Here is a 24012-nt window from a genome sequence, read left to right as displayed (position 1 = left end):
CCACATCGCGGTTTCCATCACACAACGCTGGCAAAATAGCGGCCCATGAAACGTCTCTGGTCGCATCTTCTGGGCTTGCTCGTGCTGGTGGTGGCAACCTGCGCGCTGCTCGGCACGCTCGCGGTGGTGGTCGCCAGCCGCCAATTGCCCCCGCTCGACGCCATCGCCGCGTTCCGCCACTCGGCCGGCTACGTGCCGCTGGACAAGATGCCGCCCGCGCTGACGCAGGCCGTGGTCGCCATCGAAGACGAACGCTTCTATTTGCATGACGGCATCGACTACGTCGGCGTGATCCGCGCCGGCGTGGCCAATCTGTCCGACGATCTGTCGCAGGGCGCGTCGACCATCACGATGCAGGTCGCCCGCAACTTCTTCCTGTCGCGCGAAAAGACCTACACCCGCAAGCTCTACGAGGCGCTGCTGGCTTACCGCATCGAGGGGGCCTTCAGCAAGGACGAGATCCTCGAGCTGTACATGAACAAGGTCTATCTCGGCGAAGGCGCCTATGGCTTCGCGCAGGCGGCGCGGACCTATTTCGGCAAGCCGCTGGCCGAGCTGACCCTGGCCGAAGCCGCGATGCTGGCCGGCCTGCCCAAGGCGCCGTCGGCCAACAACCCGGTCGTCAATCCCCGCCGCGCACGCCAGCGGCAAGCCTATATCCTGCTGCGCATGCTGGAACTGGGCCGCATCGACCGGCACCAGTACGATGCCGCGCTGCTCGAACCGCTGCGGCTGCGCTAGGTCATTCTCCTTGCCCGCGCTGCTCGAACGGCTGAGGTAGCTGCGGGCTTTCCCCCTTCCGGCACCGCTGTCAGCGCCCACCCGACGGCGCCGCCCGGCGCGCCATGCTAGCCTGCTGGCAGCCGGGTTCCGCCTGCGCCGAACCCGCTCGCCACGCCGCGACGGCGGATTCTCGGGGAGGCAACGATGGATGGCATCTGGTCAGACATGCTGAGCGCGCTGCGCACGGAGTTCGCCGACATTCCCGACATCGAGGAAGCGACCCGCGTCGTGCTCCGGCTCGGCATGGCGATGCTGCTCGGCGCGATGATCGGCTACGAACGCGAAGCCGCCGGCAAGGCGGCCGGCCTGCGCACCCATATGCTGGTCGCGCTCGGCTCGGCGATGTTCGTGCTGGTACCGCTGCAGGCCGGCGTGCCGCTGGCCGACATGAGCCGCGTGCTGCAGGGCATCGCCTCGGGCATCGGCTTCCTCGGCGCCGGCGCCATCATCAAGCTCAACAGCGAAGAAAGCATCAAGGGCCTGACCACCGCCGCCAGCATCTGGATGGTGTCCGCCATCGGCGTCGCCGCCGGCATGGGCCGCGAGGCCACCGCGCTGCTCGCCACGATTTTTACGCTGGTGATTTTGGAGATTCTGCAGCGGGTGAAGTAGCGCCTTTGCCCTGCCGTCAATCCACCAAGGCCGCGTAGCGGACCGCGGGTCATCCGCTGACATCCATGCGGTCGGGGTGCGCCGGACCGCCCTGCTGACGCTGCCGCAGGCGTTTCCCGAGCTGCAGCGCCAGCGATCGCATTCAAGCCGGCGCTCGGGCCGGTGTCCAGCCGGCCGGCCCTCAATAGACGCTTGAATCAGTGCCTCAATACACCTGCGGCACCCACATCTCGTCGGGCACCGGCTGGCGCGCGTAGTCGTTGCTGCGCTGGCGCTCGGGCAGCACGATGTTTGGCTGCTCGATCTCGCGATAGGGAATCAGCGTCAGCAGATGGTGGATGCAATTGAGCCGCGCGACCTTCTTGTCGTCGGCATGCACCACCCACCAGCGCGCCTCGGGGATATGCGTGCGCGCCAGCATGATTTCCTTGGCCTTGGTATAGGCCTCCCAGCGGCGGCGCGATTCGAGGTCCATCGGACTGAGCTTCCACTGCTTGAGCGGATCGTGGATGCGCGACAGGAAGCGCAGCTCCTGCTCCTCGTCCGAGATCGAGAACCAGTACTTGATCAGCCGGATGCCCGAGCGCACCAGCATCTTCTCGAACTCGGGCACCGTGCGGAAGAATTCCTCGTACTGGTCGTCGGTGCAGAAGCCCATCACACGCTCGACGCCGGCGCGGTTGTACCAGCTGCGATCGAACAGCACGATCTCGCCGGCCGCCGGCAGATGCGAAACATAGCGCTGGAAATACCACTGCGTGCGCTCGCGATCGTTGGGCGCCGGCAGCGCAGCCACGCGGCAGACGCGCGGATTGAGCCGCTGCGTGATGCGCTTGATCACACCGCCCTTGCCCGCGGCATCGCGCCCTTCGAAGACGATCACGATCTTCTGGCCGGTGGCGACCACCCAGCTCTGCAGCTTGACCAGCTCGCCCTGCAGGCGGAACAGCTCGCTGAAATAGTGCCGGCGCGATTCCCGGTCGGCCGCGCCTCCGGGCAGCGATTCGGAGTTCAGCAACGCCTGCGCGTCGCCATCCTCGAGCGCGAGCTCGAATTCCTCATCGTAGTGGTCCGCCACCTCGCGGTGAATGCGGCGTACCAGTTCCTCTTCGCTCGGGGTCATCGTCGCGCTCCTTCACGTCCATCACGTCTATCACGCCGCTCACGTCGGCCACGTCCTCGGCGACCGCCGGCAATGCCGCCACCGGTCCCGAAGGCCCGCCGCCGGAAGCCGGAAACCGGCAGCCGGCCGGTCGTCCGCAGCCCGCGGGCTCGCCAGCGTAGCCGCCCGGTATGTCAGCGCCGTGAAAGCACGCGGCCGAGGCAACGTCACGGCGCTCCACAAGCGTAGACCAGAAAATCGCGCAGCAGCTGCGCGGGCTCGCTCAACGGCTCGTCGCGCCGCCAGATCAGCCCGACCTCCATGTCCGGCACCGCGTCGGCCAGCGGGCGCGCCTCGATCTCCTTGCCCTCCAGCGACCACGGGCGGAACACCATGTCCGACAGCACCGTGATGCCGAAGCCGTGCGCGACCAGCCCGCGCAGCGCCTCCATCGAGGTGGTGCGAAACGCAATGTCCGGCGTCAACCGCTTGCTCTTCCAGTAGCGCAGCGTCGAGGTTTCGCCCTCGTCGACCGTCAGCAGGATGTACGGGTAGCTGGCGACTTCCTTCAGCGTCGGCGCGCCGCCCTGCAGCAGCGGATGGCCCGGCGGCGCCCACAGCTGACGGCGGGAGCGGATCAGCGTGCGGTGGGCGAAGCGCTGCGGGCGCGAGACGTTCGACAGCAGCACCACGCCGAGCTCGATCTCGCCGGACAGCACCGCCTCCTCGATGTCGACCCGGTCGAGGTCGCGCAGGTCGAAGACGATCTCCGGATAGTGCGAGCGAAAGCGGGCCAGCAAGGCCGGCAGCAGATAGCCCAGCACCGTGTAGGAGGCGGCGAACGACACCGTGCCCTGCTGGCTCGGGCCCTGCAGCGAGGGTTCGCGCAGCATGTCCTCGACCGAATCGAGAATGCCCGCGACCCGCTGCAGCAGCCGGTGTCCTTCGGCGGTCAGCGCGACGCCATGCGGCAGCCGGTCGAACAGGCGCACGGCCAGGCGCTGCTCCAGCGCCAGCACCGCATTGGTGATGGCCGACTGCGACACGTGCTCGCGCGTGGCCGCCATCGAGAACTGGCCGGTCTCGGCGGCGGCCTGGAAATAGCGCAGCTGCCGCAGCGTGATGTCGCGGGCCAGCGGCGCCGGACGGGTCTTGGCGTCGCGCGAGGCCCCGCCGGTCATGGCGGGGGAAATGGCGGGAGAAGTGGGTCGGGTAGCCATGCGATTTCCAAATATCAGCGCTCTGAATTTGTGATTTTACGATAGCGAGGCGCTTTCCTACACTCGTTCGGCAAACCAGAACGCGCAGATCCATGGATCGAATGCGCGCACCGCGCAAGACCACGCGCACACGGCGCCCGCTCGCGGAACCGCATCCCGAGCGCGCACAAAAACCGCATACCGAACGATACCGCCCGACCTTGTCAGCGAGATATCGGGCGAGATATCGGGCGAGCTATCGCCCCCCGCCGGAGACACCCCCCATGAACAGTCCGCTTTCGCCCGCGCAGCAACAGGCCCTCGCCGACGCGCTGGCCAACGTCAGCCTCGACGACAAATACACCGTGGAAAAGGGCCGCATCTACCTGAGCGGCACCCAGGCGCTGGTGCGCCTGCCGATGCTGCAGAAGGCGCGCGACCGCGCGGCGGGGCTCAATACCGCGGGCTATGTCTCCGGCTACCGCGGCTCGCCGCTCGGCGGGCTCGACCAGGCGTTGTGGCAGGCGAAGACGCATCTGGCGGGCAGCGACGTGGTGTTCCAGCCCGGCCTGAACGAGGACCTGGCGGCCACGGCCGTCTGGGGCACGCAGCAGGTCAACCTGTTTCCCGGCGCCACGCGCGACGGCGTGTTCTCGATGTGGTACGGCAAGGGGCCCGGCGTCGACCGCTCGATCGACGTGCTCAAGCACGCTAACTCCGCCGGCTCCGCGCCCCACGGCGGCGTGCTGCTGCTGGCCGGCGACGACCATGCCGCCAAGTCCTCGTCTGTCGCGCACCAGTCCGAGCACGTGCTGATCGCGGCCGGCATTCCGGTGCTCTACCCGTCCACCGTGCAGGAATACCTCGACTACGGCCTGCACGGCTGGGCGATGAGCCGCTATTCGGGCCTGTGGGTGGCGATGAAGTGCGTCACCGACGTGGTCGAGTCGAGCGCCTCGATCGAGATCGATCCCGAGCGCGTCCAGGTGGTGCTGCCGCAGGACTTCGCGATGCCCGAAGGCGGACTCAATATCCGCTGGCCCGATCCGCCGCTGGCGCAGGAAGCGCGGCTGCTGGACCACAAGTGGTACGCCGCGCTCGCCTATGTGCGCGCCAACAAACTGAACCGCGTGGTGGTCAATTCGCCGCGGGCCCGCTTCGGCATCATGACCGCGGGCAAGGCCTATCTCGATGTGAGGCAGGCGCTGACCGACCTCGGCCTCGACGACGACACCTGCGCGCGCATCGGCATCCGCGTGATGAAGGTCGGCTGCGTGTGGCCGCTCGACGCGCAGGACGCGCGCGAATTTGCCACCGGCCTCGACGAGATCCTGGTGGTCGAGGAGAAGCGCCAGATCCTCGAATACGCGCTGAAGGAAGAGCTGTACAACTGGCGCGACGACGTCCGCCCGCGCGTGTTCGGCAAGTTCGACGAGCGCGACAACGAGGGCGGCGAATGGTCGGTGCCGCGCGGCCACTGGCTGCTGCCGGCGCACTACGAGCTGTCGCCGGCGATCATCGCCAAGGCGATCGCGCGCCGGCTCGACAAGGCCGACCTGCCCGACGACGTGCGCGCGCGCATCGCGGCGCGCGTCGCGCTGATCGAGGCCAAGGAGCGCGACGCGTCGCGTCCGCGGCTGTCGGTCGAACGCAAGCCCTGGTTCTGCTCGGGCTGCCCGCACAACACGTCGACCCGCGTGCCCGAGGGCTCGCGGGCGCTGGCCGGCATCGGCTGCCACTACATGGCGATGTGGATGGACCGCAATACCGACACCTTCAGCCAGATGGGCGGCGAGGGCGTGGCGTGGACCGGCCAGATGCATTTCACCGACGAGAAGCACGTGTTCGTCAATCTGGGCGACGGCACCTACTTCCATTCGGGCCTGCTGGCGATCCGCGCGGCGATCGCGGCGAAGGCCAATATCACCTACAAGGTGCTGTTCAACGACGCGGTGGCGATGACCGGCGGCCAGCCGGTCGACGGCGTGCTGACCGTGCCGCGTATCGCGCATCAGGTGCTGGCCGAAGGCGCGCGCGAGATCGTCGTGGTGACCGACGAACCGGAGAAGTACGCCGGCGGCGGCGGGCTGCCTACCGGCATCGCCGTGCATCACCGTGACCGGCTCGACGACGTGCAGCGGCGCCTGCGCGATACGCCGGGCGTCACCGTGCTGATCTACGACCAGACCTGCGCGACGGAGAAGCGCCGCCGCCGCAAGCGCGGCGACTATCCGGATCCGGCGCGGCGCGCCTTCATCAACGACGCGGTATGCGAAGGCTGCGGCGACTGTTCGGTGCAGTCCAACTGCCTGTCGGTCGAACCGCTGGAGACGCCGCTCGGCACCAAGCGCGCGATCAACCAGTCGTCGTGCAACAAGGACTTCTCCTGCCTGAACGGCTTTTGCCCGAGCTTCGTGACGGCCGAGGGCGCGCAGGTGCGCAAGCCGGCTGCGGCGGGGACACAGACTGGAACACAGACCGGGACGAAGGCGGGTGCGATCGACCTCGACGCCCTGCCCTCGCCCACGCTGCCCGCGCTCGAGCGCGCCTACGGCATCGTCGTGACCGGCGTGGGCGGCACCGGCGTGGTGACGATCGGCGGCATCCTCGGCATGGCGGCGCATCTCGAAGGCAAGGGCGTCACGGTGCTCGACATGGCGGGACTCGCGCAGAAGGGCGGCGCCGTGCTCAGCCATGTGCAGATCGCCGCCACGCCGCAGGGCCTGCATGCCACCCGCGTCGCCACCGGCGAGGCGCGGCTGGTGATCGGCTGCGATGCAATCGTGTCGGCATCGGCCGAGGTGCTGTCCAAGGTCTGGCGCGACATCACCGCCGCGGCGATCAACAGCGCGCGCACGCCGACCGCCGACCTGATCGCCAATCCGAAATGGCGCTTCCCCGGTGCGTCCGCGGAGCAGGACCTGCGCGACAACATCGGCGAGGCCTGCGCGTTCATTGACGCCAATGCGTGGGCCGTCCGGCTGCTGGGCGATGCAATCTTCGCCAATCCGCTGCTGCTGGGCTTCGCCTGGCAGCGCGGCTGGGTGCCGCTGTCGCTGGCCAGCCTGACGCGCGCGATCACGCTGAACGGCGTCGCGGTACAGAAGAACCTGCTCGCCTTCGCTTGGGGCCGCGCGCTGGCGCATCGCGGCGAGACGGCCGTACGCGCGGCGCTCGACGGCGCGGGCCAGGCTTCGCGCCAGGCCGGCGCCGCGCCGACGCAGGTGCTGCCGCTTCCACCGACGCTGGACCGCCTGATCGAGGACCGCGCCGCCCTGCTGCGCGCCTACCAGAACGACGCCTATGCCGCGCGCTATCTGGCTGCCGTCGACAAGGTACGGCAGGCGGAGCTGGCGCTCGGCGCCGACCGCAAGCTGCCGCTGACCGAGGCGGTCGCGCGCAACCTGGCCAAGCTGATGGCCTACAAGGACGAGTACGAGGTCGCGCGGCTGTACGCCGATCCGGCCTTCCTCGACAAGCTGCGCGCGCAGTTCGACGGCGAGCCCGGGCGCGACTATCAGCTGAATTTCTGGCTGGCGCCGCCGCTGCTGTCCGGCGAAACCCGCAACGGCCGCCCCGTCAAGCGCCGCTTCGGCCCGCGCACGATGACGCTGTTCCGGCTGCTGGCCAAGCTCAAAGGGCTGCGCGGCACGCCGCTCGATCCCTTCGGCCGCACCGCGGAGCGCCGCGAGGAGCGGCGGCTGGTGGACGAGTACCTGGCGATGGTCGACGAGTTTGCGCGCAGCCTCGATGCGCAGCGGATCGACACGGCGCTGGCACTGGCGGCGCTGCCCGACGATATCCGCGGTTTCGGGCCGGTGAAGGAGGCCAGCATGCGCAAGGCGGCCGAGCGCCGGGCCGAGCTGATGGCGCGTTACCGCGGTGGCGTGGTCGCGGACGGCGAGCGCGCCGCGGCTTGAGGTTGCGTTGTCGCGGCGGCGACGTCGCGAAGACCGAGCGTGCCGCCGCTTGATGCCAGCGTTATCGCGGCGGCGGCGCGACGCGGCCGGCGCGCACCGGCTTGATGCCGCGAGCGCGCGGGTCGGCTACGTCATCACGGCATCACGTCATCACGGCATCAAGCCGGCGCCGCGGCACGCGGCGAATCGCCCCGCTCCCATTGCGCGCGCAGATCGTCGAACGACAGCAAGCGGCCCGCGATGGCGCTGGCTGCGACCGTCGGCGGACTCGCCAGCCACACCTGCCCCGGTCCCGAACGGCCGGGGAAATTGCGATTGACCGAACTGACCGTGACCTGCTCGGGCGCGGTCGACGAGCCCGGCCCGCAATTCGCGCAGGCGCCGCAGGAAGGCTGCAGGATCTTCGCGCCGACCGCGTCGAACGCATCCAGATAGCCCTGCGCGATGCAGTAGTCGCGCACCGCCGTCGTGCCGAACTGCAGGTACAGCGTGACGCCGGCCGGCACCTGCAGGCCGCGATCGGCGGCCCAGCGCAGCACCGCGTGATAGTAGTCGAAGTCCTCGCGCTTGCCGGCCGTGCATGAGCCGCCGTAGGCGATATCGATCCGCACCGGCTCGTGCGTTTCCGACAGCGCGGACAGCGCCAGGCCGTTGCCTGGATCGCCGGGGCGCGCCACCATCGGGGAAAGGCCGCTGCAATCGACCTCGATCGTCGCGGCATAGTCCGCGCCCTCGTCGCTGCGCATCCACGGCTCGATCGCGAAATCGACGCCGCGCCGGGCCTTCAGGAAGCGCACCGTTTCCGCGTCGGGCGCGACGATGCCGGTGAAGCCGCCGAGCTCCGCGCACATATTGGTCAACGTCGCCCGTTCGTCGGTCGACAGCGCCGACACCACCGGGCCGGTGAACTCGAACACCTTGCCGACGCCCGCGCCGCTGCGAATCTCCGGCAAGGCCAGCAGATGCAGCACCACGTCCTTGGCCGTCACGCCGGCGGGCAACGCGCCGTCCAGCACGATCCGCAGCGACGCCGGCAAGGTCATGCGCACCGCGCCGGTCACGAAGGCATTGGCCATGTCGGTCGTGCCGACGCCGAACGCCACGCAGCCGAGCGCGCCGCTGTGCGGCGTGTGCGAGTCGGTGCCGACCACCAGCTGCCCGGGCAGCGCGTAATGCTCGGCCATCATCGCATGCGAGATGCCGGCGACATTGCTGCCGTCGTCGCGCAGCGCCTCGTCCTCGGTCAGTGTCCGGTGGACCCGCAACGCGTAGTCCGCGACGAAGCGCCGCTGGGCGTCCCGCATCTGCACGACGTTCCCCACCAGGCCGCCGCGCACATGGGCGGGACTTTGCTCGACGTAAGAGGTGTGGTCCTCGAACACGACGACCCGCTCGGGCGCGTGCAAGGTAAGCGGCCGACCCAGCGCGGCGTGCAGCATATGGGCCGCCATGCCGGTGTAGTACTCGTGGATGAAGCGCCAATCGGCGCGCACGAAGATGCCGTCGCCCGGCGCGGGATCGGCCGGCGTGACCGCGGTCGCGATCGCATGGCGGGCGACGATCTTCTCGAACAGCGTACGCGGTCGCTCAGCGGCCGGCGGCGTGGGCTGCGTGGGCTGCGTAGTCTGCGTAGTCTGCGTAGGCTGCGTGGGCTGCGTGGGCTGCGTGGGCTGCGTGGGCTGCGTGGGCTGCGTGTGCTGCGCGGACTGCGTGGGCTGCGTGGGCCGCGCGGCCGGCGCGCGGTCGCCGGCGAGGCCGCGCAGATGCCGCTGGCCGAAGCGCAGCAGGCCGCCCTCGCGCAGGATCTGCGCGGCCAGCGCATCGCGGCCGGCCAGCAGTTCCTCAAGGGCGATCGCCTCGCCCGCCAGCAGGCGCGGGATCAAGCCAAAGTCCGTCGAGGTCAGCAGGCCGATATTGTCGGCGTTCTGCCGATAGATCCGTTCGAAGCTGCGGGCGATCACCAGCCGGATGCCGGCCAGCTTCTCGGCCGCGGGACTGTGCTCGCGCGACGAGCCCTTGCCGTAGCGGTTGCCGGCGACGGTCACGGCAAACCCGCCCTGCCGGATCGCATCGACGCCGATCGGCTGCGCGCCGCCCGCGCGAAAGCCGGTATAGGGATAGCGCCCGAGCTTGTCGTCGAAATGGGTCAGGATCGGGACCGGCGTGATCTCGTCGGTCGAGACATCGTCTCGCAGCGCGCCGGCCTGCTCCAGCGTCAGCGCCTCGCCGTGCAACTGCCGTTCGATGGTCCGCGGGCAATCGGCAAGGAACAGAATGCGGCCATCGATCTGCAGGCGGTCCATCGCGGTCTTCTCCAGTCTCATCGGTGAACGTCGGCACAGTGCCGAACATCGCCGAATCTACGCGCGGCGTCGCGTGGCGGCCAAGCGCCGATGCGGCATCGGGGTTATCTTCGGCAGAGATATCCGGGTAAACGCGCGGCCCGGCCGCCGACGGGACAGCCCGGCGAAAACGGCGCGCGGCGAGCCGCCCTTGTCCCGCGCCGCGGTTTTGCGGGACACTTGCGCGGCCAAGGCAAGAGCCATCGGGCCGTTCCATGGTGATCCCATTGCGGTCCCATCGCCGTCCCATGGCGATCCCATGGCGATCCCGCGGCCCGCCCATGGACGCCCGATGGCCGCCCCATGATCGCCCCATGATCTCCCCATCGTCGCCCACTCCTAAGTCCGAGTCCGCATGCACCGCATCGATCCCGTCAGCATCCAGCTCTTTCTCGCCGCCGCGCGGGAAGGCTCCATCAAGCGCGCCGCCGAAACCGAGCACATCGCGCAATCGGCGCTGAGCCGGCGGATCGCCGATCTGGAGCGCAGCTTGGGCGTGACGCTGCTGGTGCGCTCGCCCACCGGCGTGGCGCTGACCGAGGCCGGCGTGCGCGCGTTGGAACTGGGCCGCAAGCTGAACGAGGACATCGCCGCCTTCGCCCGCGAGGTGCAGGACCTCGGCGACCAGGTGGCCGGCACCGTGCGGCTGTCGGCCAGTCCTTCGTCGATCGTCGGCTTCCTGCCCGAACGGCTGCACGCCTTTCGCGCCAGCCATCCGCATGTCGATATCGCGCTACACGAGCGCTCCACCAGCGACACGCTGCGCGCCTGCCTCGACGATCATGCCGACGTCGGCGTGGGCGTGGCGATCGACGGCGCGCGCGGGCTCGAATCGTGGCACTTCGCGCAGGATCCGCTGATGGTGCTGCTGCCCGCGGGTCATGCGCTGGCCGACCGCGCGGGACTGCGCTACGCCGAGGTCCTGCAGTATCCGCTGGTGATCGTGCAGCAAGGCGGGGCGCTCGATACCGAGCTGCGCGACCGGGCCGCCGAGGCGGGCCTGCCGATGCGGCAAAGCGTGGCGGTGTCGAGCTTCGAGGCGGCGTGCCGGATGGTCGAGGCGGGGCTGGGCCTGGCGGTGATTCCGCACAGCGCGACCACTGCCTACGCGGGCACGCGGGGCTTCGTGCGGGTGCCGCTGGACGAGCCGTGGCGGCAGCGCGAACTGCGCGTCTACGCGCCGCGCAAATCGCCGCGGCTGCGGGCGGTGGATGCGCTGATTGCCGCCCTGCGGGCCTGACGGCCGGCCGCTCTGTCCGCATCCCCTCCGTCTGCACCGGCCGCACCGTCAGCGCCGTCGGCACCGTCCGCCCCAGACTGACGCCGCGCGGACCGATATCGCGGAACGCGATACCCGGTCCGTCGCAACAGCATTTCTTGCCGGCAAGCCGACCGCTCTAGACTGGCGCGCAGAGGAACCGCCCACAGGTTCCCGCCTCGCGACAACGGAGACAGCATGCCCCCCTTCCTTCGCACAATCGGCCGCCTGCGCCGCACCTTGCCTTCCCTGCGCCACGCCCTGCTTCCCCTGCGCCGCGGCGTTCGGCTGACCTCGTCCCTGACCGCGGCCGCCACCTTCGCCGCTGCCTTCGCTGCCGCATTGGCCGCCGCTCCCGCGGCCCACGCACAATCGCCCGATGGCAAGCCGCTGCGGCTGATCGTGCCCACCCAGCCCGGCTCGCAGGCCGACGCCGTGGCGCGTGCGCTTAGCGAATCGATGGGCCGCCAGCTGGGCCACCCGATCGTCATCGAGAACATCGCCGGCGCCGGCGGCATCCCGGGCACGCAGCAGATCGTGCGCGCGCCCAAAGACGGGCTGACGCTCGGCCTGGTGTCGTCGAACCACGTGATCAATCCCGCGATCTACCGCTCGATGCCGTTCGACTCGCTGCGCGACATCACGCCGATCACGGTGATCGGCACGCTGCCGCTGGTGCTGGTGGTCAATCCCTCGGTGCCGGCCAACAACGTGCAGGAACTGATCGCGCTGCTCAAGAGCAAGCCCGACCAGCTGAACTACGGCTCATCGGGCAACGGCACCGTGCTGCATCTGGCCGCCGAACTGTTCTCCAGCGAGGCCAAGGTCGAGGTCCGCCACGTGCCCTACAAGGGCGCGGGAAACTACACAACCGACCTGCTCAGCGGCCAGGTGCAGATGGGCTTCCTGACGGTGCCGGCCGTGCTGCCGCAGTTGAAGGCCGGCAAGCTGAAGGCGATCGCGGTGTCCACGCCGAAGCGCATCCCGATGCTGCCGGAGGTGCCCTCGCTGGCCGAGTCCGGCCTGCCGCGCTACAGCTTCGACGCCTGGCTGGCGATCGTCGGCCCGGCCGGATTGGCGAAGGACAAGACGGCCGACCTGCAGGCAAGAATCAAGGCCGCGCTCGACGAGAAGCCGGTGCAACAGAACCTCGCCGCCCAGGGCCTCGTCATCATCGGCAGCACGCCGGATCAGGCGGCGCCGTTCTTCAGCAGCGAGCTGGAGAAGCACGCGCGCATCGTCAAGCAGGCGGGAGCGACGCTGAATTGAGCGGCGGCGCCATGCGTCAATGGCGTTCTGACCCGCCGTACCCACGGGCCATCCGCTGCAGATCGACCAGCCGGTCGTACTCCTCTGCGGCAAGCACACCGAGTTGCACGGCGGCGTCCCGCGGCGACACGCCGTGGGCCATCGCATGCCGGACAATGCGTGCGGCCTGATCGTAGCCGAGCACGGGGTTGAGCGCGGTCGCCGCCAGCAGCGGGCTGTCCAACTGGCGTGCCAACCGCGGCAAGTCGGGCTCCAGGCCGGGAATCACCCGTTCGGCCATCACACGTGCACTGTCCGACAACAGCCGGATCGACTGCAGCACGTTGTAGATCAGCACCGGCTTGGCCACGTTCAGTTCGAAGTTGCCCGAGGCGCCCGCCATCGTGGCCGCGACATGGTTCCCGGCGACCTGCATGCCGGTCTGGATCATGACCTCGGCAATGGTCGGATTGCGCTTGCCGGGCATGATCGAGGACGTCAGGCCGTCCTCCGGCATGATCAGTTCGCCGATGCCGCAGTTTGGCCCCGAACTCATCCAGCGCAGATCGTTCGCGATCTTGATGAACGAAGCCGCGATGACGTTCAGCATGCCCGACAGTTCGAGCAGCGCGTCGTGTGCAGCCATGCCTTCGACCTGGCAGGGGTTCGGCCGGAACGCATGCCCGGTCAGGCGGCCAAGCTCGGCGGAGAACGCCTGCGCGAAGCCGGCCGGTGCATTCAGTCCCGTGCCTGCCGCGGTCCCTCCCTGCGGCAACGTCAGCAGGCGCGGCAGCGTGCCTTCGATGCGCGCGATTCCGTGATCGATCTGCACGGCAAAGCTGTCGAAGCTCCTCCCCAGCGTGGTGGGCACCGCATCCATCAGATGGGTACGGCCCAGCTTCAGAATGTCCGCGAAGTCGGTGGCGCGCGCCCGCAGCGCATCGCGCAGCTGCGCCAGCGTGGGCAACAGGCGGCCCCGCAGTTCGAGCACCGCGCTCAGATGCATCACGGTCGGGAAGCTGTCGTTCGAGGACTGCGAGCGATTGACGTGGTCGTTGGGATGCACCGGCTGCCTGGTTCCGAGCGGCTCGCCCAGGCGCTCGTTGGCCCGGTTGGCAATGACCTCGTTCGCATTCATGTTGGTCTGTGTGCCGGAGCCGGTCTGCCAGATGGTCAACGGGAAGTGGTCATCGAACATGCCGGCATGCACTTCGGCCGCCGCATCGACAATTGCCGCCGCGATACGCGGCTCCAGCTCGCCGCACTGCAGGTTGGCGGCCGCGGCCGCCATCTTTTGCAGCCCGAATGCGTGGATCAGGCAGGCGGGGAATCGCTCGGTGCCGATGTCGAAAACAGTCAGCGCGCGCTGCGTCTGCGCGCCCCAGTAACGGTCGGTGGGAATCTCGACCGGGCCAAAGGCGTCGTGCTCGATCCGAAACGGGGACATGACGCTCATTCCAGCGAGATGTTGGCCTTGGCCGCCAGTACCTTCCAGCGCGCCACCTCGGCCTCGGTGTGCTTGCCCAGCGCGGTGGCCGTGTACTTGTCGGCGGGCAGCATCTGGATGGCCTGTGCCGCCAGCCGGTCGGTGAACGCCTTGTCCTTCATCACCTTCAGATAGGCCTGTTGCATCCTGTCGATGGCGGCGGGCGCCGTACCCTTCGGTGCATATATGCCGTACCACGTGGCGGCCTCGAAGCCGGGAACGACGGTCTCGGCGATGGTCGGCACGTCTTTCAGTTGCGCAACGCGGGTGGCGGAAGTTACCGCCAGCGCGCGCACCTTCGCCTCGGTGATCTGCGGCAGCGCGGTATTGGTCTGGTCGAACATGCCGTCCACCTGTCCGCCGATCACGTCGATCAGGGCCGGGCCCGCGCCCTTGTACGGCACCAGCGTCATCTTGATTCCCGCCGAGGACGCCAGCATTGCTGCAATCAGATGCGAGGTCGAGCCCATGCCGGCATTGCTGATGAACAGCTTGCCCGGATGCTGCCGGCCGTAGTCGATCAGGGCCTTCACGTCCCTGGCTGGATGGTCCTTGCGCACCATCAGCACCATCGGCGTGTCGGGAAAGCGGAAGACCGGAGCGAAGTCCTTGACCGGGTCGTACGCCAGCTTCTTGTACAGCGCGGGCGCAGCGCCCATGTAGCCCATATGGCCGACCAGCATGGTGTAGCCGTCGGCCGCCGCACGGGCGGCCTTGGCGGCCCCGATCGTGCCCCCCGCGCCCGGCGTGTTTTCGATGATGATCGACTGCCCGACTTCGCGCGAAACGCGATCGGCGATGGTGCGGGCGAGCGCGTCCGTCGGTCCCCCGGCGGCGAACGGGACGATCCAGGTGATCGGCCTTGTCGGCCAGTTCTGCGCGTGAGCGGGGGCAGCAGCAATCAGGGCCGCGATGGCCAGTGAGCCCCGTAACAGGGCGGCGAACGGTTGCATCGGTTGTCTCCTCCAATGGGTATTTGCCGTAGTGGGTACGGAATTTCGCGACAGCTCGTCAGCGCGTCAGCGCGTCAGCGCGACAGCTCGTCAGCGCGACAGCTCGTCAGCTCGTCAGCTCGTCAGCTCGTCAGCTCGTCAGCTCGTCAGCTCGTCAGCTCGTCAGGGGCATGTTCCCCGCATCGAACCCGGGACCTGCGCCGCGTTGATTGCCAAGGCGGTCGTCGACCTGCGCGGACAGCGCCAGCGCGCGGTCGACCATTTGCGGCGCAAGGCCAAGGTAATTGGCGGGGTCCACCATCCGTTCGATGGCGGCACGATCGAAGTGCCGGGTCACCGCCGGCAGCGCGAGCAGCGCCTCCGCCAGCGTGCCGCCCGCCTCGTTGACGGTGCGGCAGGCGTCGTAGACGATGTCATGCGCCTGCTGGCGGCCAATATGCGGAGCCATCTGCATCATCACGGCCTCCGCCACGATCAAGCCCCTGGAGATGCCAAGGTTGTGCGCCATGCGAGGCGCATCGACGATCAGCCCACCGAGCGCGAATCTGGCCTGGTGCAACGCACCGGCGGTCAGGATGAAACTCTCGGGGACGGCGATCCATTCGGCATGCCACGGCCCGGTCGCGCGCTCGAAGTCCTGCACCATCGCGTCCAGCATCAGGCCGGCGTGCTGGCGCACCGCCTTGGAGGCCGCCAGCATCAGCTCGCTGGAAATCGGATTGCGCTTCTGGGGCATGGTGCTGCTGGCTCCCCGGCCCTTGACGAACGGCTCGTAGACTTCTCCGAACTCGGTGGACGCCATGATCATGATGTCGAGCGCGATCTTGCCGAGCGAGCCCGTGATCAGCGCCAGCAGGTTGACCGCTTCGGCAAGGCCATCGCGCGCCACGTGCCACGTGGTCGCCGGCACACCCAGGCCGAGCTCCTCCGCCAATGCCCGCTGCACCGCGAAGCCATGGTCGCCGAGCGAAGCCAGGGTGCCCGCGGCACCGGCGAACTGGACCAGCGCAATCCGAGGGCGCAGTTCCGCCAGGCGCTGCTGATGACGGTCGAACATCGCCAGCCAGATCGCGACCTTGTAGCCGAACGTCACCGGCAGCGCCTGCTGCAGATGGGTGCGCCCCGCCATGGGCGTATCGCGGTGCGCCTTGGCCAGGTCGGCCAGGATGCGCCGCAGCGCGCGGATATCGGCGTCGATGCTGTCGAGGCCGTCGCGTACCTGCAGCGCCACGGCGGTGTCCATGATGTCCTGCGTCGTCGCGCCCCAATGGACATACCGCCCTGCCTCGCCGCACATCCGGACCAGCTGATGCACCAGTGGCAGGATCGGATAGCCGACAATGTCGGTTTCCTCGCGCATCTGCTCGAAGTCGATCCGGTCGATGCGGGACTCCCGCGCGATGGTCTGCGCTGCTTCCGCGGGAATGACGCCTGCCCTGGCCTCGGCTTTTGCCAAGGCGATCTCGACGTCGATATAGCGCTGCACGAGCGCGCCGTCGGAGAAGATGTCGCGCCTCGCTCTGGTGCCAAAGGCGTCGCGGAACAGGGCGGAATCGACCACGGTGCTGGCGGCGGGAATCGTGTAATCGGGCATGGTGCGGGCGGCGAGGAGTCGTTAAAAATCATCGATATGTTCGAACATATTGGCATTAAATATGTTCGAACATATTTCGGGAAATGGGTGTAAACCCGATGTGTCTGCCCGAGCGGAACCGGCCGCGGGGCTGGAACAATGCAAGCCATGAGCAAAAGAAACGCTGCCGACATCACTCGCGAACTGCTGGACGACATCACTGGGGGTCGCTTTCCGGTGGGGGCGCTGCTGCCCACGGAATTCGAGTTGTGCGAGCAATTCCAGGCGAGCCGCTACACGATCCGGGTAGCGCTGCAGGAATTGCAGGAGATGGGATTGGTGTCGCGCCGCAAGAACGTCGGCACGCGAGTGGAAGCCACGCGGCCGAAAGCCGTGTTCAAGCCGACCTTGTCGTCCGTCGAAGACCTGATGCAATTTGGCGAGGCACACCGCCGCGTGGTGCAGTCGGTGGAGACCGTGGCGGCCCCAGCGGACGTTGCCGCTGCCCTCGGCGGCTCGACCGATACGAAGTGGCTGCGCATCTCCAGCGTGCGGCTCGACGGCGAAGCAAACGCGACGCCGATCGCATGGACCGACGTGTTCATCGATGCGGCCTACACGGACATCGGCGCGATTGTTCGCGACATGCCCGACGTGCTGGTCAGCTCGCTGATCGAATCACGCCATGGTCGGCGGATTGCCGAGATCGAACAGGAGGTGCGGGCGTCCACGCTGACGGACCAGCGCATCGCACGCGCGCTTGGACTGGAACCGGGGGCTGCGGTGCTGAAGATCGTGCGCCGCTATATCGATCACGCCGGCGATACGTTCGAGGTATCCGTGTCCATTCATCCGGCAGAGACCTTCTCCGTGACCACGCGGATGACGCGATCGGCAGGGTGAAGATGCGCGAGGAACTGCGCGCGGCTGGCGTTCCTCGGCACGGAAGGAGGCGCTGGTCTGCATCGGGAGCACCAGCGTCCCAAAAAAACAAAAGCCCTCGCAGAGAGGGCTTTCTTGCTTGCGCTTGCTGCTTGCGCTACGGGAACGCTCAGCCAGCGAAGTTCTTGCTGACGAAGTCCCAGTTCACGACGTTCCAGAAGGCCTCGACGAACTTCGGACGGGCGTTGCGGTAGTCGATGTAGTAGGCGTGTTCCCACACGTCGCAGGTCAGCAGCGGCTTGGCGTCGGTGGTCAGCGGGGTGGCGGCGTTCGAGGTCGACACCAGGTCCAGCGAACCGTCGGCCTTCTTGACCAGCCAGGCCCAGCCCGAACCGAAGGTACCGACCGCGGTCTTGGTGAACTCTTCCTTGAACTTGTCGAACGAGCCCCACTTGGCGTTGATGGCGTCGGCCAGCGGGCCGGTCGGCTGACCGCCGCCTTGCGGCTTCAGGCAGTTCCAGAAGAAGGTGTGGTTCCACACCTGGGCGGCGTTGTTGAAGATGCCGCCGGACGATTTCTTGACGATCTCTTCGAGGGTCGCGTTCTCGAATTCCGTGCCCTTGATCAGATTGTTCAGATTGGTGACGTACGTCTGATGATGCTTGTCGTGATGGAACTCCAAGGTCTCCTTGGACATATGCGGGGCCAGCGCATCATGGGGGTACGGCAGCGGGGGGAGAGTATGTTCCATTGTTCTGTCTCTGTGGGTTGTGGGACGGGAGACACCGATTGTAGGTGACTTGCCATAGTGGCGCAAACCAGCGGCAAAACCCCTTCAAGGCGCGGCAGTATGCGGCTGCGCGCCCCGCCGCGCCGCGCCTGTGGGGCACCTTCCGGGGCAACTCAGCCGGCCATCGCGGCCTGTAGATCGGCCCTATAGATCGAGCAGTTTGGCCTGCACGCTGGCGATGCCGATATCGGCCACGCCCTCGGCCAGATGGACCTCGACGCGGCCGCCGGCGCGCAGCTCCGACGGGGCCCGCAGCGCCTTGCCGCGCGGGTCCAGCAGCACCGCATAGCCGCGCTCGAGCGTGCGTTGCGGCGCCAGCAGTTCGAGCGCGCCGGCGGCGCGATGCAGGCGCTGCGCGGCACGTTCGTGCTGGCGTTCGCTGGCTGCCTGCATGCGCGCGGCGAGCCGTGCCAGTTCGGCCTGGCGCGTGCCCGCATCGGGACGCTGGGCCGTCCACCGCATCGACCACAGCTGCAGCCGATGGCGCCGCGCCACCACGCTGTCGCGCCATGCCGCGCGCAAATGTCGCGCGAGATTGTCGAGCTGTCCGCGCCGCTCCTGCAGTTGCGCCTGCGGGCTGCGCACGCGCCGCGCCAGCCAGTCCAGATGTTGGGCGCGCCGCTCCAGCTGGCGGCGCATGCATTGGCCGAGCGCGTCGCGCGCCCGCGCGGCCTGCGCCAGCAGATGCGCGCGATCGGGGCTGACCAGTTCGGCGGCGCCCGTCGGCGTCGGCGCGCGCACGTCGGCGACGAAGTCGGCGATGGTGAAGTCGGTCTCGTGGCCGACGCCGCAGACCACCGGCAGCGTGCAGCGCGCGACCGCATGCGCGACCACTTCCTCGTTGAACGACCACAGGTCCTCGATGCTGCCGCCGCCGCGGCACAGGATCACCACGTCGCACTCGGCGCGTTCGCTGACGGTGTCGAGCATCGCCGCGATCTTGTCCGCGGCACCGGCGCCCTGCACCGGCACCGGATAGACCAGCACCTGGATATGCGGCGCGCGGCGGCGCAGGGTCGTCAGCACGTCGCGCAGCGCCGCGGCCTGCAGCGACGTGATCACGCCGATCGTGCGCGGATGCGAGGGAATCGGCCGCTTGCGTGCGGGATCGAACAGACCGTCGCGCGAGAGCTTGTCCTTCAGGCGCAGGAAGGCCTCGTACAGATTGCCGACGCCGGCGCGCCGCATCGCCTCGACGCTGAGCTGCACCTCGCCGCGCGCCTCGTACATCGACACCAGCGCGCGCACCTCGACGGCCTCGCCTTCGCGCACCGGAAAGTCGACATGCTGGTTTCGTCCGCGAAACATCACGCAGCGGATCTGCGCGCGGGTGTCCTTCAGCGAGAAATACCAGTGCCCGCTCGCGGCGCGCGTGAAGTTGGAAATTTCTCCACGCACCCAGGCCAGCGGAAAGTTGCGTTCGAGTACCGATGCGATCGCATGGTTCAATTCGCCGACCGGGATCACATCGCGCCCGCCGGGTGCCGTCCGGGAGACTGGCGAAGGCGGAAACGAGAATGGTTCAGACATGGCAAATCGCCGCCGAAGCGGCGTCAGATGGACATGTCCACAGCATAACCGCTATGTCAAGCCCATCGCTGTAGGGTGGCTGAAACGGCCTGTATATCGAGGGGCTTGACACAAGCCATTGATTCTTAATGACTTTCCCGAACATCACTTTTTAAGCAATGTAAGAATTTCTCTTACGCGTCAATCACTTACCATTTGTCCACACCAGCTTGTTCACAAAGTTATCCACAGGAACTCTGGACAACTACAGAGCGGTAACACGGACCGTACGGCGGCACACACTGCCTCGTGACCGAAACGTCGCTCTCGCACCGAAACCGAAGCACCCGGTTCGGGAAGCGGCGAAGCTCGCGGCCTGCCGTGTTGCCACTTTATTAGGCAGCCCGGGGAATTCCGTTACGGATCAAACCCTTGCCTCGCTTCTCCCGCGCTTATCCACAGGCGCTCCACAACACTGTCCCGTTGAGATGTGGAAAGAAGTCGACTTTTGAATTTTTGTTGCCCAACGCCGACGCCGCAGGCCGTTTGAAGCCATCTGCACAATTTTTAAGCAAGGCGTCGGAATACCATATGGATCAAGGACTTGGCACGCTTGTCAGGCGTCTGTCCACACTTGTTCCACAATCCTGTCCCGCTGCGGTGTGGAAAGCCGGGACGCGGCATCGGCAGGATCGGCACGTCCCGTGGCCTCGGACAACCACGGCGCGCCCGCCGCCGCTTCTGCCCATATTTTAAGCAAGCCGGCGTTCGCCCTTTTGAATCAAGGACTTGGCGAGGCTGTCCGCCTGCTTTCCACAATCCATCCACAGCACTGTCCCTGCCGGGTGTGGACATGTCGGCGAAGTGGATGGCAGGTGGATGGCGCGCGCCATCGCGGCTTGCCCCGCGGGGGGCCGCGCGTTAGAGTGGCGCCTGTTTTTTTACGCCGGCCTGCCGCAGTCCTTCCCTTCGCGCCGGCGACTCGGGGTGTCCTTGTGTTTTCCATCATTGAAGCGGCCGGTTGGCCGATCTGGCCGTTGCTGCTCGCCTCGGTCATCGCGCTGGCGTTGATCGTCGAACGTTCGCTGAGCCTGAAGCGCAGCAAGGTGCTGCCGGCGAAGCTGTACGACCAGGCGCTGACGGTGGCGCGGCAACGGCGCGCGACGCCGGACGTGGTCGACTCGCTCGAACGCGATTCGCCGCTGGGCCGGGTGCTGGCCGCCGCGCTGCGGCACGTGATCGCCCAGCCCGACACCTCGCGCGATGCGGCCAAGGACGCCGTCGAGGAAGCGGGCCGCGCGGTGGCGCACGAACTGGAGCGCTATCTGAACGCGCTGGGCACGATCGCCTCGGTCGCCCCGCTGATGGGCCTGCTCGGCACCGTGATCGGCATGATCGAGATCTTCGGCAGCCAGGGCGGCACCGGCGCAAACCCTGAACAACTGGCGCACGGCATCTCGGTGGCGCTGTACAACACCGCCTTCGGCCTGATGGTCGCGATCCCCGCGCTGATCTTCTGGCGCTATTTCCGCCGGCGCGTCGACGACTATGTCGCCGAGCTGGAATCGCGCGCGGCCACCTTCCTCGACGCGATCCTGCCGCAGCGGCGCGCCTGAGACGGATGGCGGCCATGCGATTCCGTACCCGTGCCAGGCGCGACGAGCCGGAGATCAATCTGATCCCGCTGATCGACGTGCTGCTGGTGATCCTGATCTTCCTGATGATCACGACCACCTATTCGCGCTACACCGAGCTGCGCATCCAGCTGCCGACCGCCGAGGCGGAAACGGCCCTGCAGCGGCCGCGCGAGATCGTGGTGTCGGTGTCCGCCAGCGGCGAATACGCGATCGACAAGGAGCGCGTGGGGGCGCGCGATGTCGCGGGGCTCGCCGAGCGGCTGCGCGCGCTGGCCGGCACGGCGGCGGCGCAGGCACCGGTGCTGATCGTCAGCGCGGACGCCCAGGCCAGCCACCAGTCGGTGGTCAACGTGATGGAAGCCGCGCGGGTCGCCGGCCTGTCGCGGCTGACGTTCGCGACGCAGAGCGGCGGGACGCGCTAGGCGTCCTGCCTTCCCACGAAGGCCCGGGCGGGAAGCAGCATCATCCCGACCCGATACACTCTGGCGAAAACCGTTCTTCCTGGAACCCGATGCCCGCTGCCCGCCATCTCCTGTCCGACTTCGTTACCCGCCAGTGGCAACGCCGCGGCTGGTTCGCCTGGCTGATGCTGCCGTTCGCCGGCCTGTTCGGCGCGATCAGCGCGTTGCGGCGGCTGGCGTATCGGCGCGGGTGGTTCGAGTCGACGCGGCTGCCGATGCCGGTGGTGGTGGTCGGCAACGTGACGGTCGGCGGCACCGGCAAGACGCCGGCGGTGATCGCGCTGGCCGATGCGCTGTGCGAGGCCGGGCTGCGTCCCGGCGTGGTCTCGCGCGGCTATGGCGTCAAGCTGGAACGGCCGCGCCGCGTCAAGGCGACCTCGAAGGCCGAGGACGTCGGCGACGAACCGCTGCTGATCGCGCGCTCGACCGACGTGCCGGTCTGGGTCTATCCCGATCGCGTGGCCTGCGCGCAGGCGATGCTGGTCTCGCATCCGGGCATCAACGTGCTGCTGCTCGACGATGGCCTGCAGCACTATCGCCTGCAGCGCGACTTCGAGATCGTGATGTTCGACGGCCGCATGGGCGGCAACGGCTGGCTGCTGCCGGCCGGGCCGCTGCGCGAGCCGCTGTCGCGCCGCCGTGATGCCACGCTGATCAACGATCCGTATTTCCGCGCGACGCCGGACCGGCCGGAGGTCTACGGCATGCGGCTCGAGCTCGAGCAGGCGTGGCAGCTCGCCGATCCGACCATGGTGCGGCCGCTGTCGACCTTCGCGGGGCGGCGCGTGCTGGCGGCGGCCGGCATCGGCAACCCGGAACGCTTCTTCGCCAGCCTGCGCGGCGCGGGCCTGCAGCCCGAGACGCTGCCGCTGCCGGATCATTACGATTTCGCCGAAGACCCGTTCGTCGACCATCCGGCCGCGCAGGCCGCCGAGGTGATCCTGATCACCGAGAAGGATGCCGTAAAATGCGACCGGCTTCGCGAGCCGCTCGACCCGCGCATCTGGGTCGTCCCCACCAGGCCCGTGATCGATCCGGGTCTGATCGATCGAATTCGCCGCACGGTCATCGCGCGCTGCCAGGCAGCGCCGACCGCGGCCACCGGCGCCGCTGCCGCGGCCAGCCACACCAAGGAACACCAAGATGGACAACCGGCTGCTTGAAATCCTGGTTTGCCCGCTGTGCAAGGGCAAGCTCGAATACGACCGCGCGGCGCAGGAATTGATCTGCCATGCCGACAAGCTGGCCTATCCGATCCGCGACGGCATTCCCGTGATGCTGGCCGACGAGGCCCGCCAATCGGTGCCTGGCCGCGCCATCGATCCGACCTGAGGCCTGGCTTCGATGTCGCTCGCCGATTTCTCCGTGGATTTCACCGTCGTCATTCCCGCGCGGCTGGCGTCGACGCGTCTGCCTAACAAGCCGCTGGCCGACATCGGCGGCAAGCCGATGATCGTGCGGGTCGCCGAGCGCGCCCACGCCTCGGCGGCCCGCCGCACCGTGGTCGCCACCGACGCGGACACCGTGCGCGCGGCCTGCGCCGAGCACGGCATCGAAGCCGTCATGACGCGCGCCGACCATGCCACCGGCACCGACCGGCTGGCCGAGGTGGCCACCCTGCTGTCGCTGGACGACGATGCGATCGTGGTCAACGTGCAGGGCGACGAGCCACTGATCGCGCCGGCGCTGATCGACGCGGTGGCCCGGCATCTCGCTGCGCATCCCGAATGCGCGATCGCCACCGCCGCGCACCCGCTGCACGAGATCGGCGAGGTCTTCAATCCGAACGTGGTCAAGGTGGTATGCGACAGCGCCGGCCGCGCGCTGTACTTCTCGCGCGCGCCGATCCCCTGGGCGCGCGATGCCTGGTCCGGCGTACCGTCGGCCCCGGCCGCGAGCGCGCAGGTGCCGCTGCCCGACATGCCGGTGCTGCGCCATATCGGCCTGTACGCCTATCGCGCCGGCTTCCTGCGCCGCTTCCCGACGCTGGCCGCCGCGCCGCTCGAGCAGACCGAAGCGCTCGAACAGCTGCGCGCGATGTGGCACGGCGAACGCATCGCGGTGCTGGTCACCGAGGCCGCGCCGGCGCCCGGCGTCGATACCCCGGCCGATCTCGAACGCGTGCGCGCGCTGTGGTCCGAGGCCGCGGCGCAGCCCGGCCGCTGAGCGCAAACGGGCGCAATCCCACGCGGGGCGGGCCATTCGCCCGCTCCGGTTTACACACCGTTGACCGCCGCGGCGGGCCGGATTCGGGCTC

At 68.3% G+C, this 24012-nt stretch carries 19 protein-coding genes; 11 read left to right on the top strand and 8 right to left on the bottom strand.

The window, feature by feature from the left end:
• Positions 1-45: 45 nt before the first annotated feature.
• Both K7G19_RS11725 and K7G19_RS11720 read left to right on the top strand, forming a co-directional pair.
• Positions 46-741: a transglycosylase domain-containing protein gene (locus K7G19_RS11725; protein ID WP_150081663.1), complete on the top strand. Its 696-nt coding sequence runs from the start codon at positions 46-48 to the stop codon at positions 739-741.
• A 186-nt stretch (positions 742-927) separates the two neighbouring features.
• The gene (locus K7G19_RS11720; RefSeq protein WP_150081660.1) at positions 928-1395 is read left to right on the top strand and encodes an MgtC/SapB family protein; all 468 of its coding nucleotides are present in this window, start codon (positions 928-930) and stop codon (positions 1393-1395) included.
• 205 nt (positions 1396-1600) lie between these two features.
• On the opposite strand, the gene ppk2 is transcribed toward K7G19_RS11720, so the two are convergent.
• Both ppk2 and K7G19_RS11710 read right to left on the bottom strand, forming a co-directional pair.
• The gene (gene ppk2, locus K7G19_RS11715) at positions 1601-2518 is read right to left on the bottom strand and encodes a polyphosphate kinase 2 (RefSeq protein ID WP_149316868.1); all 918 of its coding nucleotides are present in this window, start codon (positions 2516-2518) and stop codon (positions 1601-1603) included.
• Positions 2519-2724: 206 nt separating this feature from the next.
• Positions 2725-3633, bottom strand: coding sequence for a LysR substrate-binding domain-containing protein (locus tag K7G19_RS11710; RefSeq protein WP_149317104.1), 909 nt, complete (start codon positions 3631-3633; stop codon positions 2725-2727).
• Between the two features lie 347 nt (positions 3634-3980).
• Here K7G19_RS11710 and K7G19_RS11705 point away from each other — a divergent pair, with 347 nt between their 5' ends.
• On the top strand, positions 3981-7616 hold the full coding sequence (locus tag K7G19_RS11705) for an indolepyruvate ferredoxin oxidoreductase family protein (RefSeq protein ID WP_226107372.1): 3636 nt from the start codon (positions 3981-3983) through the stop codon (positions 7614-7616).
• Positions 7617-7774: 158 nt separating this feature from the next.
• Here K7G19_RS11705 and K7G19_RS11700 read toward each other — a convergent pair whose 3' ends face one another.
• Positions 7775-9919, bottom strand: a complete 2145-nt coding sequence (locus K7G19_RS11700) for an aconitase family protein (protein ID WP_370639538.1) — start codon at positions 9917-9919, stop codon at positions 7775-7777.
• A gap of 394 nt (positions 9920-10313) precedes the next feature.
• On the opposite strand from K7G19_RS11700, the gene K7G19_RS11695 reads away from it, so the two are divergent.
• On the top strand, positions 10314-11198 hold the full coding sequence (locus K7G19_RS11695) for a LysR family transcriptional regulator (protein ID WP_149316866.1): 885 nt from the start codon (positions 10314-10316) through the stop codon (positions 11196-11198).
• A gap of 216 nt (positions 11199-11414) precedes the next feature.
• Entirely contained in the window at positions 11415-12485 is a 1071-nt protein-coding gene (locus tag K7G19_RS11690; protein ID WP_226107370.1) for a tripartite tricarboxylate transporter substrate binding protein, read from the top strand.
• Between the two features lie 16 nt (positions 12486-12501).
• Here K7G19_RS11690 and K7G19_RS11685 read toward each other — a convergent pair whose 3' ends face one another.
• The 3 genes from K7G19_RS11685 to pcaB form a co-directional block, all read right to left on the bottom strand.
• The gene (locus K7G19_RS11685; RefSeq protein ID WP_226107369.1) at positions 12502-13911 is read right to left on the bottom strand and encodes a lyase family protein; all 1410 of its coding nucleotides are present in this window, start codon (positions 13909-13911) and stop codon (positions 12502-12504) included.
• Between the two features lie 5 nt (positions 13912-13916).
• A complete protein-coding gene (locus K7G19_RS11680) occupies positions 13917-14903 on the bottom strand; it encodes a tripartite tricarboxylate transporter substrate-binding protein (protein ID WP_226107368.1) in 987 nt (328 codons plus the stop codon).
• 154 nt (positions 14904-15057) lie between these two features.
• A complete protein-coding gene (gene pcaB / locus K7G19_RS11675; protein ID WP_226107365.1) occupies positions 15058-16497 on the bottom strand; it encodes a 3-carboxy-cis,cis-muconate cycloisomerase in 1440 nt (479 codons plus the stop codon).
• A gap of 147 nt (positions 16498-16644) precedes the next feature.
• Here pcaB and K7G19_RS11670 point away from each other — a divergent pair, with 147 nt between their 5' ends.
• Positions 16645-17379 (top strand): GntR family transcriptional regulator, encoded by a 735-nt coding sequence (locus K7G19_RS11670; protein WP_226107363.1) that lies wholly within the window; start codon positions 16645-16647, stop codon positions 17377-17379.
• A 148-nt stretch (positions 17380-17527) separates the two neighbouring features.
• On the opposite strand, the gene K7G19_RS11665 is transcribed toward K7G19_RS11670, so the two are convergent.
• The gene (locus K7G19_RS11665; protein ID WP_053822315.1) at positions 17528-18109 is read right to left on the bottom strand and encodes a superoxide dismutase; all 582 of its coding nucleotides are present in this window, start codon (positions 18107-18109) and stop codon (positions 17528-17530) included.
• A gap of 183 nt (positions 18110-18292) precedes the next feature.
• On the bottom strand, positions 18293-19678 hold the full coding sequence (xseA, locus tag K7G19_RS11660) for an exodeoxyribonuclease VII large subunit (RefSeq protein ID WP_226107361.1): 1386 nt from the start codon (positions 19676-19678) through the stop codon (positions 18293-18295).
• Between the two features lie 974 nt (positions 19679-20652).
• Between xseA and K7G19_RS11655 the strand changes: the two genes are divergently transcribed.
• The 5 genes from K7G19_RS11655 to kdsB all read left to right on the top strand — a co-directional run bounded on the left by K7G19_RS11655 (position 20653) and on the right by kdsB (position 23921).
• The gene (locus K7G19_RS11655) at positions 20653-21273 is read left to right on the top strand and encodes a MotA/TolQ/ExbB proton channel family protein (protein ID WP_149316863.1); all 621 of its coding nucleotides are present in this window, start codon (positions 20653-20655) and stop codon (positions 21271-21273) included.
• Positions 21274-21287: 14 nt separating this feature from the next.
• On the top strand, positions 21288-21716 hold the full coding sequence (locus K7G19_RS11650; protein WP_149316862.1) for a biopolymer transporter ExbD: 429 nt from the start codon (positions 21288-21290) through the stop codon (positions 21714-21716).
• Positions 21717-21805: 89 nt separating this feature from the next.
• Positions 21806-22918: a tetraacyldisaccharide 4'-kinase gene (gene lpxK / locus K7G19_RS11645; RefSeq protein WP_149316861.1), complete on the top strand. Its 1113-nt coding sequence runs from the start codon at positions 21806-21808 to the stop codon at positions 22916-22918.
• A complete protein-coding gene (locus K7G19_RS11640; RefSeq protein WP_006579104.1) occupies positions 22899-23087 on the top strand; it encodes a Trm112 family protein in 189 nt (62 codons plus the stop codon). The genes lpxK and K7G19_RS11640 overlap by 20 nt, the downstream gene beginning before the upstream one ends.
• Before the next feature lie 12 nt (positions 23088-23099).
• Positions 23100-23921 carry a 3-deoxy-manno-octulosonate cytidylyltransferase gene (kdsB, locus tag K7G19_RS11635; RefSeq protein WP_226107359.1) on the top strand — a complete coding sequence of 274 codons (822 nt, stop codon included), beginning with the start codon at positions 23100-23102 and terminating at the stop codon, positions 23919-23921.
• Positions 23922-24012 lie beyond the last annotated feature (91 nt).

The sequence above is a fragment of the Cupriavidus sp. DB3 genome (genome assembly GCF_020418465.1).
GTDB classification, from domain to species: Bacteria; Pseudomonadota; Gammaproteobacteria; order Burkholderiales; family Burkholderiaceae; genus Cupriavidus; species Cupriavidus cauae.
The sequence above is the reverse complement of the archived record's forward strand: the minus strand, read 5'-3'. Positions and strand labels throughout refer to the sequence as shown.

Excerpts from the sequence above, each read along its gene's own strand:
- K7G19_RS11690 (WP_226107370.1), top strand. The coding sequence starts at position 11,415 with ATGCCCCCCTTCCTTCGCACAATCGGCCGCCTGCGCCGCACCTTGCCT.
- K7G19_RS11725 (WP_150081663.1), top strand. The coding sequence starts at position 46 with ATGAAACGTCTCTGGTCGCATCTTCTGGGCTTGCTCGTGCTGGTGGTG.
- kdsB (WP_226107359.1), top strand. The coding sequence starts at position 23,100 with ATGTCGCTCGCCGATTTCTCCGTGGATTTCACCGTCGTCATTCCCGCG.
- lpxK (WP_149316861.1), top strand. The coding sequence starts at position 21,806 with ATGCCCGCTGCCCGCCATCTCCTGTCCGACTTCGTTACCCGCCAGTGG.
- K7G19_RS11685 (WP_226107369.1), bottom strand. The coding sequence starts at position 13,911 with ATGTCCCCGTTTCGGATCGAGCACGACGCCTTTGGCCCGGTCGAGATT.
- pcaB (WP_226107365.1), bottom strand. The coding sequence starts at position 16,497 with ATGCCCGATTACACGATTCCCGCCGCCAGCACCGTGGTCGATTCCGCC.
- K7G19_RS11680 (WP_226107368.1), bottom strand. The coding sequence starts at position 14,903 with ATGCAACCGTTCGCCGCCCTGTTACGGGGCTCACTGGCCATCGCGGCC.
- ppk2 (WP_149316868.1), bottom strand. The coding sequence starts at position 2,518 with ATGACCCCGAGCGAAGAGGAACTGGTACGCCGCATTCACCGCGAGGTG.
- K7G19_RS11700 (WP_370639538.1), bottom strand. The coding sequence starts at position 9,919 with ATGGACCGCCTGCAGATCGATGGCCGCATTCTGTTCCTTGCCGATTGC.
- K7G19_RS11670 (WP_226107363.1), top strand. The coding sequence starts at position 16,645 with ATGAGCAAAAGAAACGCTGCCGACATCACTCGCGAACTGCTGGACGAC.
- xseA (WP_226107361.1), bottom strand. The coding sequence starts at position 19,678 with ATGTCTGAACCATTCTCGTTTCCGCCTTCGCCAGTCTCCCGGACGGCA.
- K7G19_RS11640 (WP_006579104.1), top strand. The coding sequence starts at position 22,899 with ATGGACAACCGGCTGCTTGAAATCCTGGTTTGCCCGCTGTGCAAGGGC.
- K7G19_RS11695 (WP_149316866.1), top strand. The coding sequence starts at position 10,314 with ATGCACCGCATCGATCCCGTCAGCATCCAGCTCTTTCTCGCCGCCGCG.
- K7G19_RS11720 (WP_150081660.1), top strand. The coding sequence starts at position 928 with ATGGATGGCATCTGGTCAGACATGCTGAGCGCGCTGCGCACGGAGTTC.
- K7G19_RS11705 (WP_226107372.1), top strand. The coding sequence starts at position 3,981 with ATGAACAGTCCGCTTTCGCCCGCGCAGCAACAGGCCCTCGCCGACGCG.
- K7G19_RS11665 (WP_053822315.1), bottom strand. The coding sequence starts at position 18,109 with ATGGAACATACTCTCCCCCCGCTGCCGTACCCCCATGATGCGCTGGCC.
- K7G19_RS11650 (WP_149316862.1), top strand. The coding sequence starts at position 21,288 with ATGCGATTCCGTACCCGTGCCAGGCGCGACGAGCCGGAGATCAATCTG.